The organism is Psychrobacter proteolyticus (assembly GCF_038155145.1).
Classification (GTDB): Bacteria; Pseudomonadota; Gammaproteobacteria; order Pseudomonadales; family Moraxellaceae; genus Psychrobacter; species Psychrobacter proteolyticus_B.
Genome location: NZ_JBAKAY010000004.1, coordinates 250,175 through 264,032, shown reverse-complemented (window position 1 = coordinate 264,032; position 13,858 = coordinate 250,175). Strand labels below are relative to the sequence as shown.

General features: G+C 43.4%; 14 protein-coding genes. 7 read left to right on the top strand and 7 right to left on the bottom strand.

All coding sequences use genetic code 11. The features are described from left to right. Positions 1-259: 259 nt before the first annotated feature. The 4 genes from V6252_RS07025 (at position 260) to crcB (ending at position 2,992) form a co-directional block, all read left to right on the top strand. Positions 260-631, top strand: coding sequence for a hypothetical protein (locus V6252_RS07025; protein ID WP_341609871.1), 372 nt, complete (start codon positions 260-262; stop codon positions 629-631). 125 nt (positions 632-756) lie between these two features. Further along, positions 757-1,281, top strand: coding sequence for a c-type cytochrome (locus V6252_RS07020; RefSeq protein ID WP_341609870.1), 525 nt, complete (start codon positions 757-759; stop codon positions 1,279-1,281). Positions 1,282-1,517: 236 nt separating this feature from the next. Next, complete coding sequence (gene tsaD / locus V6252_RS07015) at positions 1,518-2,576, top strand: tRNA (adenosine(37)-N6)-threonylcarbamoyltransferase complex transferase subunit TsaD (protein WP_341609869.1); 1,059 nt, start codon at positions 1,518-1,520, stop codon at positions 2,574-2,576. 44 nt (positions 2,577-2,620) lie between these two features. Continuing rightward, positions 2,621-2,992, top strand: coding sequence for a fluoride efflux transporter CrcB (gene crcB / locus V6252_RS07010; RefSeq protein WP_102078044.1), 372 nt, complete (start codon positions 2,621-2,623; stop codon positions 2,990-2,992). Positions 2,993-4,030: 1,038 nt separating this feature from the next. On the opposite strand, the gene V6252_RS07005 is transcribed toward crcB, so the two are convergent. From V6252_RS07005 to potA, 4 genes are all read right to left on the bottom strand, one after another. After that, positions 4,031-4,921, bottom strand: coding sequence for a LysR family transcriptional regulator (locus V6252_RS07005; protein WP_341609868.1), 891 nt, complete (start codon positions 4,919-4,921; stop codon positions 4,031-4,033). A gap of 115 nt (positions 4,922-5,036) precedes the next feature. After that, entirely contained in the window at positions 5,037-5,843 is an 807-nt protein-coding gene (potC, locus tag V6252_RS07000) for a spermidine/putrescine ABC transporter permease PotC (RefSeq protein ID WP_341609867.1), read from the bottom strand. After that, positions 5,843-6,721 carry a spermidine/putrescine ABC transporter permease PotB gene (gene potB, locus V6252_RS06995; protein WP_341609866.1) on the bottom strand — a complete coding sequence of 293 codons (879 nt, stop codon included), beginning with the start codon at positions 6,719-6,721 and terminating at the stop codon, positions 5,843-5,845. Before potB ends, potC begins: the two co-directional genes overlap by 1 nt. Further along, positions 6,721-7,962: a spermidine/putrescine ABC transporter ATP-binding protein PotA gene (gene potA, locus V6252_RS06990; RefSeq protein WP_341609865.1), complete on the bottom strand. Its 1,242-nt coding sequence runs from the start codon at positions 7,960-7,962 to the stop codon at positions 6,721-6,723. The genes potB and potA overlap by 1 nt, the downstream gene beginning before the upstream one ends. Before the next feature lie 402 nt (positions 7,963-8,364). Here potA and V6252_RS06985 point away from each other — a divergent pair, with 402 nt between their 5' ends. The 3 genes from V6252_RS06985 to V6252_RS06975 all read left to right on the top strand — a co-directional run bounded on the left by V6252_RS06985 (position 8,365) and on the right by V6252_RS06975 (position 10,803). Next, positions 8,365-9,003 (top strand): carbonic anhydrase, encoded by a 639-nt coding sequence (locus V6252_RS06985; RefSeq protein ID WP_341609864.1) that lies wholly within the window; start codon positions 8,365-8,367, stop codon positions 9,001-9,003. A 186-nt stretch (positions 9,004-9,189) separates the two neighbouring features. Next, positions 9,190-9,753: a lactoylglutathione lyase gene (gene gloA, locus V6252_RS06980; RefSeq protein ID WP_341609863.1), complete on the top strand. Its 564-nt coding sequence runs from the start codon at positions 9,190-9,192 to the stop codon at positions 9,751-9,753. Positions 9,754-9,825: 72 nt separating this feature from the next. Further along, the gene (locus V6252_RS06975) at positions 9,826-10,803 is read left to right on the top strand and encodes a mechanosensitive ion channel family protein (RefSeq protein ID WP_341609862.1); all 978 of its coding nucleotides are present in this window, start codon (positions 9,826-9,828) and stop codon (positions 10,801-10,803) included. Positions 10,804-10,932: 129 nt separating this feature from the next. Here V6252_RS06975 and V6252_RS06970 read toward each other — a convergent pair whose 3' ends face one another. From V6252_RS06970 to ribA, 3 genes are all read right to left on the bottom strand, one after another. Next, complete coding sequence (locus tag V6252_RS06970) at positions 10,933-11,409, bottom strand: c-type cytochrome (RefSeq protein ID WP_057758167.1); 477 nt, start codon at positions 11,407-11,409, stop codon at positions 10,933-10,935. A 387-nt stretch (positions 11,410-11,796) separates the two neighbouring features. Continuing rightward, a complete protein-coding gene (hemF, locus tag V6252_RS06965; RefSeq protein WP_425355864.1) occupies positions 11,797-12,807 on the bottom strand; it encodes an oxygen-dependent coproporphyrinogen oxidase in 1,011 nt (336 codons plus the stop codon). Between the two features lie 7 nt (positions 12,808-12,814). Then, entirely contained in the window at positions 12,815-13,543 is a 729-nt protein-coding gene (gene ribA / locus V6252_RS06960) for a GTP cyclohydrolase II (RefSeq protein WP_341609861.1), read from the bottom strand. Positions 13,544-13,858: the final 315 nt, after the last annotated feature.

The following is a 13,858-nucleotide window of genomic DNA, read 5'->3' as shown; positions in this document are numbered from 1 at the left end:
CTAGGCGAAAACCGACGATAATGTCGAGACCTTAGCTAGGTTTTCAACAACGGTTGGGGTAATTTTAGCATCAGCCTTTCAGGGCAGTACTCTTTTTTGTCAATATATGGCGAAATAGTTTAACCTAGAATGACTAGGCTTCAGCAATTTCACTGCATATTGTCTAAAAAATAGTGACTGCCAGCACCACATTTGAAAGTTCAATAGACCCTAGTAAGCCTATGAACCGTTTTGTGTGTATTTTATTGAGGATGTTGGAATGAAAAAAACAGTATTTAACACGGCATTAAGCACCGCACTTATCATAGCTTTAGGTGTGAGCGTGAGCGCTTGTAGTGGCGGCGAAGAGCATGAAGAAGTAATGGCAATCGATCGCGTTGACGAAGCTGCTGAACTTGCCATCAAAAATGCGCCACCAGCTGAAGAAATGGAATTCCCAGAAACCGCACCAATGCCAGCGGCTGATGCAGCGGGTACAGAAGCTGACGGTACAGCTACTGCTGAAGCAGGAATGGCTGACGCTGATACTGCAGAAGCAGCAGCTACCGATAGTGCGGATACAGCCGCTGCTCCTACTGACAGTGCTGATATGGCGGCTACTGACGACACAGCTGCAGCCACTGCCGAGTAACTTCGTGCTGAATTGACCATTAGCTCAATGGACTATTAAACAGTCGTTGGTCGTATATGTAAGTAATTTAAGCTGATATAACGCATCACTAATTGATTGCAGACTGACTAAGTAAGGGTAAAACCATGATTGATATACAACCGTATATGAACAAACTGAAATTGTCTGTAATCAGCATGAGCGTGGTATTTGCAGTGAGTGCTTGTAGCGGTGATAATACAGCTACTGAAGAGTCTGCAGTAGCCAATGAGCCTGCTACCGCTATAGAAGAAACAGCTGTAGCCGAGGGTACGACGCCTGAGTCTGTGATTGAGCCAGATACAGAATCAAAAGCAGCAACAGAGTCTGCCGACACAGTAGATGAGGCAGTGGCAACACCTGAAACTGATTCTGAGCTTGAAGTGTTGGCAGCAGATGCAGGTGCTAAACTGTATGAATCAAACTGTCAGGTTTGTCATGCTGCAGGTTTACTCGATGCGCCAAAGTATGGTGATACAGCGGCTTGGACAGCTCGTCTAACTAAAGACAAAGAAACGCTGTATATGCACTCGGCTAAAGGCTTTAATAAAATGCCAGCGCAAGCGGTAAATGGTGTGACCGAAGCACAAGTTAAAGCGGCTGTTGATTATATGCTAGCGTCGGTAAGCTGATACGCTATATTAGAGTATGTCAGCTATTGAAATTTGCTAAACTGGCCGTCATTGTGACTGACAATGACGGTTTTTTTATGCACGTTTTTTGTCACGCCAGTCTCATAATATATAGCTGTATCAAGCGAATTTGAGATAGTGTGTGACTGGCTGTATTCGTTATCCAATCTCTCAAAATGATGTAAGATAAAAGTGCGACAAAAATAGCACGAAAACGAAAGTATAAAGGCAAAAGTATGAAAGTATTGGGCTTAGAGACCTCTTGTGATGAGACGGGGCTAGCGATTTTTGATAGTGAGCAAATAAATAGCGACAACCAAGGTTTGGTCGGGCAAGTACTGTACTCTCAGATTGAGCTGCACGCACTTTATGGCGGCGTGGTGCCTGAGCTTGCTAGCCGCGATCATATTCGTAAGCTCGTGCCGTTATTGAATGAGCTGCTAGAGCAATGCGATATGAAAAAAAGCGACATCGATGCGATTGCCTATACTAAAGGACCTGGTCTTATTGGTGCATTGATGACAGGCGCACTGTTTGGTCGTAGCTTAGCATATGGTTTGGATATTCCAGCGATTGGTATTCATCATATGGAGGGGCATCTTTTGGCGCCGCTTATGGGCGCGAACCCTCCGGCATTTCCTTTTGTCTCGCTACTGGTATCTGGTGGGCATACGTTACTCATTGCTGCTCACGGTGTTGGACAATATGAGATATTGGGTGAGTCGATAGACGATGCGGCGGGTGAGTGCTTTGATAAAGCCGCTAAAATGCTAGGTTTGCCTTATCCTGGTGGCCCTAATATTGCCAAACTGGCAGAAACTGGTAATCCTGACGCTTACGCACTACCAAGACCAATGCTCCATCGGGGCCTAGACTTTTCGTTTAGTGGTATGAAAACAGCCGTACATAATCTGATTAAAGATACGCCACATTCGGGAGGGTCGGGTAATGGCGCTGACAGCGATCCACAAGTTCGCGCTGATATTGCCGCGAGTTTTCAGCATGCAGTGGTCGACACGCTAGTGAAAAAATGTGTCAAAGCACTTAAGCAAGCAGATATGAGCCGCTTGGTAATTGCGGGTGGCGTCAGTGCTAATACTCATCTGCGCGAGACGTTAGAAGCGGAACTGGCTAAGATCAATGCGACGGTTCATTATGCACCGCCTGCGCTATGTACGGACAATGGCGCGATGATTGCTTATGCAGGTTTTGAGCGCTTACAAGCAGGACAGTCTGATGATTTGGCTGTTAGCTGTATTCCGCGTTGGCCGATGACAGAATTACCAGCCGTATAAATGAGTATTTGGTCCAACACGTTTATATGAATTAAGGACAGTCTATGCAGTGGCTTGCTATCGGTTTGGGCGCAGCATTTGGTGCTTGTCTGCGAGCTTGGTTATCGCGTTTTAATGCCTTGCACGGCTGGGTGCCACTCGGTACGCTGAGCGCCAATATCTTAGGTGGGCTGCTGATAGGGCTCGCGCTAGTATGGTTTGAGCGCATGGGTAGCAACTTATCTGATCATGTACGCGTGTTTGTGATAACTGGTTTTTTGGGCGGATTGACGACTTTTAGTACGTTTAGTGCAGAGGTATTTGGCTTTATTCATGACGGGCGGTTGCTAGCAGGTTTAGCGCTCATCGGCCTGCACGTTGGACTGACATTATTAGCAACCGCGCTTGGCTTTTATTTCTTTAAGCTAGTTTTGTAAGCGTTGATAGATATTAATCGTTTAAGAGTTTGTTATAAGTGGTTCCATTATATCAGTCTGTTTTAAGTGGTCTGTTAATGGGATTGAGGGGTGAATTAGCTGGTTCCACTGGGGTATACCCTAATTTACAATCTTTACTTTGAATCGATAAGTACAAAAATATTTACTGATAATTTCTAGATGATTTACAAGACTCTTTGTAAAGGTGCCATTTTATTGACTTCAAGTGGATAGAGCCAACTTATGCAAGAGATCTATTATAATATGAAATATATTCAGCAACTCCGGAACAAATAATACCAATGAAAAAAGTCATTAACCTAAAGCTCGAACTAGAGTAAGGAAGTACTATCAAAGTGAATAACATAGATGCTATTCCTCCAAAAATTAAGATCAGTCCTACTTCTGTTGCTTTATTATTAAATTTTAAAAAGAATAATAATTCTGAAAAAATATAAGTTATAAAAGCTGGAACACAATACACTAAACCTAAAACAGGTGACCCAAGTAAAGGAAATAAAAGACCACTCCATAAATCATTATGAGTATAAAAATTTTTATTCATTTGTGTTGTGAGCAACATATACAATATAAAAATAAAGCCTCCTATACTTGGTGCAATCAAACAATAAACGACGAGCTTATTCCTAAATATTTTCCTCATCATTTACATCCTTATGAGCTATGCTGAAGAAACCGTGCAAGTAAACTTGGTAAACTAAGCGTATTAATCGGAGTTTATCATGACCAAGAAAGTAAAAACTACAGTGAAGAATTTAAAGTAACCGCAATATGTTGGACTTAAAGTAAATATTGAGTATGGCTACTATGTAGCGCACTGACCATAGACAGAACATGTATGATAGGTACACCATGAAGTACACTGTGGCTATATCAAAAAGTTAAAACCTTGATACCATTAGCCCACAGCCAAACATTCAAGTCCTCACTAGGGAACCATTATTTACCATAACATTCATTACGATATGAAAAGGTGAATAATATTTCATCACTATAAAAAAGTGATTAGTAATGAAACTACAACGGCTTCATTATCCCTTCCAATAAGCTCGCAAATCCCTGCATATACGCCGTCTCTTGACTTGAGGTACGCGTCGCTGCGTACAGCTGACAATGCACACCTTCTCCTAGTGGCCGCGAGACGACCCAGCCTTTTTTCTCGTATTCAGCAACTACCCAGTCTGGCAATGCTGCTACGCCGCGTTCACTGGCGACCAACTGAATCAGCATCGCGGTCAGCTCTGTTGTACGAACACTTTCAAAGCTTACTTGTGCTGGCGTCATAAAATTAGCAATGATATCGAGACGTTTGGCCTCTACTGGATAAGCAATTAATGTCTCATTAATCAAATCATCAGGTTCAATAAATTTTTGAGCAGCTAAATCATGTGTTGGTGAAAGCACCAAACGACTCTCGTACTCAAACAATGGCTGATAGCTGATACCGTCGAGCGGTAAATCACTGGTAGTAATAAGCAGATCAATATCACCTTCCATCAATAAATGATGCGGCTCAGGCTCAAACCCTGTGGCAAAATCCAGCTCGACATCTGACCATTCACGGCGATAGTGGTTAAGTATCGGCATCAGCCAATCAAAGCAACTATGGCACTCTGATGCTAAGCGTAATCTACCTGCTTGACCATGCGCTAAGCGTTTAAGATTGGATTTAGTGCGGGTAACTTGCGGTAGGATATTGTCTGCCAATGCCAATACTACTTTACCTGCTGGCGTAAAACTAAGCGGGCGCGTCCGACGGTTGACCAAGCTGATGTCGTAGTAGTTCTCAAGCTCTTTTAATTGATGCGAAACAGCGGAGGCAGTAACGTGTAGCTCATCCGCCGCTGCTGCAAGTGAACCATGCGCTCGTAGCGCGGTTAATGTATTAAGATGACGTAGCTCAAGCATAATATGACCTAACCGCTAAGGTGAGAAAAATTCATTATAGTCAATATAGCGCTGACTTTCACTCATAGTCCATTATTAATAAGCAGTTAATAAGCAACTAGTCAGCAATCAACATTTAGCGCTTGCGTAACAGTAACTGTGAGATAACGACCAATACTAGCGAGGCAACCAGCAATAGCGTACCAATGGCGTTAACTTCTGGCTTGAGTCCTACACGCACCATAGAGTAAATGCGCAGCGGTAAAATCTCATAGCTAGGCCCCGTGACAAAGGTCGACACCACCACATCATCTAGCGACAAGGTAAAGGCCAGTAACCAACCTGCCATGACTGCTGGCAAGATAACTGGGATCAATACTGTGCGCACCATGGTTGATTCGTTAGCACCCAAGTCGCGTGCCGCTTCCATTAAACGCTCATCCAAGCTACTCAATCGTGCAAAGACGGTAATCACAACAAAAGGTAGGCAAAAAGTAATGTGGGCCAATAGCAGTGAGATAAAGCCCAATTGCAAACCAATCAATAAAAACAGTGCTAGCAATGAAATAGCCAATACAATCTCAGGCGACATCATCAGGACAAACAGCAGCCCATTTAGTAAGCCTTTACCACGAAAATTATAACGGTGTAACGCCAGCGCTGTAAGCGTGCCTATCAAAGTTGAGACGGTGGCTGCCACCAACCCTAAGACAATCGAGTGCCAAAATGCATCGAGCATCGCTTGGTTATTGAATAGTGACTCGTACCACTTTAAGCTAAAGCCGCCCCAGTTATAACCGATTTTTGACTTATTAAAGGACATTACCACTAAGACAATGATGGGCAGGTACAACAAGACATAAATCAGTCCGAGATAGCCTTTAGCAGCGATACTACCAATCTTGAGCGGACGAGTTTTTTTGTTCGGTGAGCTATAAGACATTAGGCCACCTCGTTAAAGTCGGTCTTGCCAATGCGGCGGCTACTGGCACGGTAGGCCAGTAATAATACTGCCATCGCTAGTGTCAATAATACGCTGGCTGCTGCGCCAAAGGGCCAATCACGCGCATCCAAAAATTGGTTTTTGATGATATTACCGACCAACAGGTTACGAGAACCACCCAAGATATCTGCCACATAAAACATGCCCATCGCAGGCAATAGCACGAGCAGAACACCGGAAATAATACCAGGTGTCGTTAATGGCAATACCACATGCCAAAAGGTCTGTGTTTTAGTTGCACCCAAATCCTGAGAAGCCAGTAGCATGTCATTGCGTAAGTCAGTAAATACGGCATATAGCGGCAGTACCATAAACGGAAATAACAAGTAAGTTAGTCCTGCAATCACCGCACCTTGCGTGTATAAAATATCGATTGGCGTATCAATCACGCCGATGGCAAGCAATGATTTATTAATCAAACCATTATTGGCAAATAGTAACTTGAGCGCATACGTCCGTACTAAGGAATTGGTCCAAAATGGCAGTATCAGTAGCAGCATAAGCAGCGGTTGCCAACGCACTTTCGCCTTAGAAACTAACCATGCAAAAGGGTAGCCAAGCAGCAAGCAAATAACCGTTGTAATACCTGCCATCCATAATGAATGGACAAATACTTCAAAATACAATGGGTCAATCATCCGCACATAGCTGTCGATACTGACAGGTAAGTTGATAAAGGCACTGCTATCACGGGTTAAAAAACTGACAGCGATGACTAGGATATTTGGTAATAGCGCAAATATCAGTAGCCAACCCCAGATTAGCCAAAGCGTGGCAGTACGAAATGGACTTTTACTGCCTAAGTGGTTGCGAGCCATCAGCTACCATCCTTTTGTGCAGTCGTGTCTGGCACAGTGTCAGGATCTTCTGGCAATACCCATTCCCAGCCATCTACCCATGAGACTTTAACGCCCTCGTTTAGTTTGTAATCAAAGCTTGGATCATCTTCATCAAAAAATTCAGACGCCTTAATGATATGACCATTTGCCAATTCGATAATTGAGTCTAAGGTACTGCCTTTATAGTTACTCTCGATAACACGGCCTAACAGTCCGCTATGTTCGTTGTCTTTTGGATCATATATTCGTAAGTCTTCGGGACGAAGTAGTAAATTGACGATATCCCCCACTTGCACGTCATTGGCAAAATTGGGACGACGTAAGTTGCGTAAGGTGGTTGGCCCTTTTTGCGCCTGTGCTTCACAGACTTCGACCTCGATACGTCCATTGGTCACTTTACCATCGCGATCTGGCTGGTCTGGATGGACACCTTTAACCTCAGCTCTAAATAAATTGGTCTCGCCGATAAATTTTGCAGTAAATAAGTTGGCAGGGGTTTCATAGATCTCGATAGGAGTACCGATTTGCTGGAACGTGCCGTCTTTCATCACGGCAATACGGTCTGACATCGAGAGCGCTTCTTCTTGGTCATGAGTCACGAAAACGAAGGTAATGCCCAGCTCACGTTGTAGACGCTTTAACTCAGACTGCATTTGCAGGCGCAGTTTATGATCGAGCGCGGATAACGGTTCATCAAGCAATAGTAGTTTAGGACGGTTAATCACCGCACGTGCAATCGCAACTCGCTGCTGCTGACCACCAGATAGATCTTGCGGCTTGCGGTTGGCCAAATGCTCTAGCTGTACCATCGCTAGCATCTCGCTAACACGTCTTTGGATTTCATCTTTTGGTACTTTTTTTAGCTTTAGGCCATAAGCCACGTTTTGGGCGACGCTCATATGAGGAAACAAAGCATACTGCTGAAATACGGTATTGACCGGACGTTTATCAGCGGACAAGCCTGCCATCTGTACGCCATCCAAATATATCGCCCCAGCGTTTGGCTGCTCAAAGCCTGCAATCAAGCGTAGTAATGTTGTCTTACCACAGCCTGATGGGCCAAGCAGCGTCAAAAACTCACCATGTTTGATATCAAGGTTGATGTCTTTTAGGACTTCGGTTTGATCATAGGTTTTTTTTAGACCAGTCAGTTGCAGCAGCACCTGATCATCATGAGGTAACGCAGAGGTGTTATGCGTATTTTGAGATAAATCGGTCATAATATCTGTTCCTGAGCGTCCAATATCGGTATATAGCTGCCAAGGTAACTGGCTGTCATTATAGGGATTGGCATGAGCGTAAGCATGTTCGGATTGCTGCCTGAGTGCTGCGTATTATAACAAACCCTTGATATAATTCAGTGCAAGTTCGTTATAAGTTACGCGAGTCATACTGTCGTAGCAGCGATATATACAGCTGTATTTTTAGATATGACTACATTCATCTAAAGACATTTAGACAAATTTTTTTACCGTTTTTTGGTTTTTATTCCTATACAATCACGTTATGGCTGACAAACATGATTAGCCTGATAGTTTGGCGATAATTAGCCAATCTGTGCTTGAATACATATATGCAAAACAGCTTATAACTCTAATATTATTGATGATAAAGGATCTCTCATGCCTACCGTTATACGTCCAACCACAGGTCAAGAAGCACTTGAGCTTTTAAAAGCAGGTAATGCACGCTACGTTGATAGCCTCACCAGTACTGATGAGTACATGCAGCGCCGTCCAGAGTTGGTCAAGGATCAAAATCCATTGGCTATTATTTTGGGTTGTTCAGATGCACGAGTACCAGTTGAGATTGTTTTTGATCAAGGGTTGGGAGATTTGTTTGTTATACGAGTCGCGGGTAACGTGGTTGCACCATCACAGATTGGTTCAATCGAGTTTGCAGCCGAAGCCTTTGGTACGCAATTGGTAGTGGTACTTGGACATTCAAAATGCGGCGCTGTCACGGCTTGCGTTGAGACATTGATTAATCCAGAACAGAACTATTCACCTAACTTGCAATCTATCGTTGATCGTATTCGCCCAAGCGTTTATAACTTGCACGAATTGGCAACCGCCAATGGTCAAGACGTCGATGCAGACGAGCTGGTCGATCGCTCTATCCGCGCTAACGTACGTATGTCAGTCAGTCAGCTAAAGCATGGCTCACGTGCATTAGAAGATTTAACCAATAGTGGTCAGCTATTGGTAGTCGGTGCTGAGTATGATCTTGAGACAGGAAAAGTGCGTTTTTTAGATAGCTAGACAGTCTTAGGTAGCTTCAGACAACTAGCTAGTTAGGGCGTAAAGACGAACATACCTTGTTCATATTCTTACAAAACCCTATCAGTTATTTTGCCATTTTTTATTATGATAAGAGAACGACGCAAATTATGACAATCGTAATTTGCGTGTTTTTGCCTTTATTTTTTGAATTATATTAGGATAACTATGTCTACTTCATCTAACAACAATAACGACGCAATAGATCAGCCTGCTAGCAGTGTTAGCACGAATGGCGTTCAGCCAATCTCATCACAGACGACCGGTTTTACTTTTAACCACACTATGCTACGTGTCAAAGATCCTGTTAAATCGCTAGCGTTTTACACTGGTGTCTTGGGCATGACCTTGCTTGCCGTTAAGAAGTTTCCTGACATGGGATTCGATTTATATTTCTTGGCTAAGTTGACCGAAAGCGAGCGCGAAAACTTGCCAACTGGCGATGATCTAGAAATTTTTGCTTTCCGCCAGCGTGGTATTTTAGAGTTGACACATAACTATGGTACCGAGGCAAAAGCTGATTTTAGCTATCATGATGGCAATCAAGATCCACAAGGTTTTGGTCATATTTGTTTTAGCGTTCCAAGTTTGGATGAAGCGGTTGCTTGGTTCGATAAAAACAACGTCGAATTCAAAAAGCGTCCAGAAGATGGCAGCATGAAAAACATTGCTTTTATCAAAGATGTAGACGGCTACTGGATCGAAATCGTTCAGGCCGATTTGATGGGCTAAGTGTAAGAACGACAGCACCTATTAAGATAAGTGCGCTAATAGAAATAAATAGAATAAAGGAGTATCACCCAGATGCCTACCTCTGAGGCAGAAACGACACTGAGTGCTGAGACAGCTGCGCAGTCTACGACAACGGATGGATTAACGTATCAAAGCATCCTTGGTTCGGCAAATGAGATATGGGTTGGCTTTGTTGAACGCATCCCATACTTTGTCGCATCAATTATCGTTATCCTAATTTTTTGGTTCTTATCGATTGTCTTCAAAAAAATCGTTCACAAATTATTAGGCAGTCGTAGTCGGCATCAGAACTTAGTCAAAGTGTTTCAGCGGGTAGGCGGGGCGCTTATTTTCTTTATTGGTTTTATGATAGCGATGGTTATTGCGGTGCCGGGGTTCACTCCTGCTAAGTTGATTGGCGCGCTCGGTATTGGTTCCGTTGCTATCGGTTTTGCTTTTAAAGATATCTTTCAAAACTTGCTTTCTGGTATTTTGCTCCTGATTTCAGAGCCGTTTCGTATCGGTGATCAGATTGTTTCAGGCGACTATGAAGGAACAGTCGAAGATATCAAAATCCGTGCAACCACCATCAGAACTTATGATGGCAGGCAAGTGGTGATTCCAAATTCAGATCTTTATACTTCAGCATTGACCGTTAATACCGCTTATAAGCAGCGCCGTCTGCAAGTCGCAGTTGGTATCGGTTATGAAGATGATATCGAAGCTGCCAAAGCTGAGATTATAAAAGCATTAGATAAGATAGAGAGCGTCTCAAAGAAAGCAACGCCAAGCGTGATTGCTACTGGTTTTGGTGGTTCGTCCATTGATCTAATGGTACGCTGGTTTATCGAAGATGGTACGCAAGCCAATAAGGTTGCCTCGATTCATCAAGTAATTGTAGGTATCAAAAACTCGTTGGATGCAGCGGGCGTAAACATTCCATTCCCAATACGTACGATCGATTTGAGTGACCCTTCAGTAAGTGCAATCGTTAATAAAATGAACGAGCAGCAAGACGTTATGGACGTGAATAAAACAGTGGCAGAGTAGTACGCTCGGTGAAATATTCATTTAGTGTTAAAACTTTGATTTCTACAATGTTTAGTAAACTAAAAAACCGCCACATTAATTGATATGGCGGTTTTTTTATACGTGTCTACTTGCTATCAATATAGAGACTTATTCGTCTTTTGCTCTAAAGTCGGTATGGCATGATTTACAGCTTGCACCAACTTGTCCAAAGGCAGGTTTAACATCGTCCATGCTAGTGGCGTTTTGAGCGGCGGCGTTTAGCTCAGCAGTAACCTTTTGAAAGTTTTCAGCTTCAGCACTGAAGCCATCAGCATTAGACCAAACTGCTTCAGTAGCATTGCCTACTGCTTCTGGGTCTTCAAAATGACTCCAAGGCTTGGCGGCATCTTCTGCCAAGAACGCTGCTTGCTCTTTAAATACATCGGCATCAAATGTGTCAGGTGCTTTTGCCATATCACCCATGACGCCCATTGCATCGCCCCAGTTTTTCATGGTGTCTTGACGCGCTTGCACGTCAGGGTTAGATCCTGTTGAGGTGCTACAGGCCGTTAGACCCAGTGCAGCCGCCATCAAAGTAACGCTAAACAGAGATTTGAAAGATTTGTTGGTATGAACCTGTGCCATATGACTTACTCCTTTAAACTTGGCTAATAGTAAGCGCGATTACAAACGCTCGCTTTGTCGTAAAATATAGTTATACAAAATACTGCCTAAAATTCTTTTGAGCACAGTTGCTAATAAAGAACGCCTTCTATTGTAACGGTTATCTGCGCGTTGGGAATTATATAGTTGTTATATCCTCGTAATATTTTAAATAAGCATACCTTAACTTGGTTATGGCTACTTATAGTTGGTTGCGGTGATTACATGGTAGTTAAACAACATATTTCTGTACGATAACGACGTGAGAGTAGCTCGTTTGGATAGTACTGACAATAAAAAAGGCCAGCGAATAGTAGCTGACCTTTTTAAGGTTTTCCAAAAATATGAGTATTGCAATATTTACGAAAACTACAGTGCTAACCAATCACGCGGTTTTAGATAATAATCGGTCAACTCAAATTCAGGTGTTCCTTCAGCAGGCTCAAAGCGATAATGCCAGCTGGCAAGCGGTGGCATACTGACTAGGATGGATTCGATACGTCCATTACTCTGTAGCCCAAATAGCGTTCCACGATCGTAGACCAGATTGTATTCGACGTAGCGGCCACGGCGATAGAGCTGAAACTCGCGCTGCGCTTCAGTATAAGGCGTATTTTTACGCTGTTCAAAAATCGGCATGATACCGTCAAGATAACCGTTGCCCACGGCTTTCATAAAATTAAAGCAAGTCTCAAAGTCCCAGCCGCGACTCTCGGTACTGACATCATCATAAAACAGACCACCAATACCGCGCTGCTCATCACGATGGCGTAGATGGAAATACTCATCACACCACTGTTTAAAATCAGCGTAGATATTGTCTCCAAAAGGCGCACATAGATCATGACAGACTTGATGCCAGTGTACACAATCAGCGAGTACTGGGTAGAATGGCGTTAAGTCAAAACCACCGCCAAACCACCAAATAGGTGCTTCACCTTCCGCTTCTGCTACGAATAAGCGCACATTGGCATGGCTCGTAGGCACGTTTGGATTTCTGGGATGGACAACCAGAGACACGCCCATTGCTTGAGCTTTACGCCCAGCGATATTAGGGTGACGCGCGGTCGCCGAGGCGGGTAGGTTATGTACATGAATATGGCTAAACATGACGCCCGCTTTTTCGATGACCTCGCCATCTGCCAATACGCACGACCGACCACCGCCACCTTCAGGACGTTCCCAGTCATCAGGTACAAAGGTCGCATACTCGTTGTCGTTAGTGCTGCCGTCACGCTCTTGTGCTTCTAGCGATTCACAGATACGTGTTTGTAAATCAACCAAAAATTCACGCACTCGCATGATGTCGTTATTGGTTGGCGTCGTCACGGACGCCACCGTTGATAAGTCTGTTTCGTTATTTGTATTTGTAATACTCATAAAATATCTATTTATTCAGGTGTATGGCGGTATTAAGGTCTGTATCGAGAGAAGCATCTATATCAAGATTGATATTTTTATCAAACAAGTGGCCCATGCGATCACGTTTGGTTGCTAGATATTCCGCATTCATATCATTGACACCGACCAACAATGGCACTCGTTCGATAACATCAATACCATGCTCAGTCAGATAAGCGACTTTGTTTGGATTATTGGTGATGAGCCTGACAGCGTCAACACCGACATGGGCAAGCATCGGACCACACATATCATAGATACGCGCATCAGCAGGCAAGCCTAACATGAGATTGGCATCCAACGTATCATGCCCTTGATCTTGGAGGGCATACGCACGAATCTTATTGGTCAAACCAATACCGCGGCCTTCTTGACGCAAATACAAAATCGCACCGCAACCTGACTCTTGGATGGCTTGCATGGCAGTGTTGAGCTGCGGACCGCAGTCACATTTCAATGAGCTAAACGCGTCGCCTGTCAGACATTCAGAATGAATGCGAATGAGCGGTATTTGCTTCGCTATCGATTCATCCTTTTGGTTCAATATCATGTCGTCTAAAGGTTGGTTAGCGATATCGTCTGTCTGTTGATTGACCACAGTTAGACCAACGGTCAGCATGACATGCTCTTGACCTTCGCTATTTTCAAAGATATGAATATCAAACTCGCCGTGACGAGTGGGTAATTTGGCACTAGTGATAAATTGATATGACATTGCTGTCCTACATAAGCCTAAAGTCGTGGCGGTGAAAAGTGTGTTATTGCTGTTTGAAACGAGCGCTGTTAGAGCCGGTTACTGTTCGAGATAACTACTGTTTTCGAAATAACTATTAGTTGAGATGAGCCTGTCACCTAAACTTTACTGTTAAAATTAAGATGATACCAGTATAACCTGTTCATAGAGACAGCGTGCTCATTGTATTTTTTATAAAAACACACAAAGTTCACAGACGACGCACGATGATTAAAGCGACAATTAAAAAAAAATGCTATTATGCCATACTATTTTGACGGATACAGTGACAAGTCT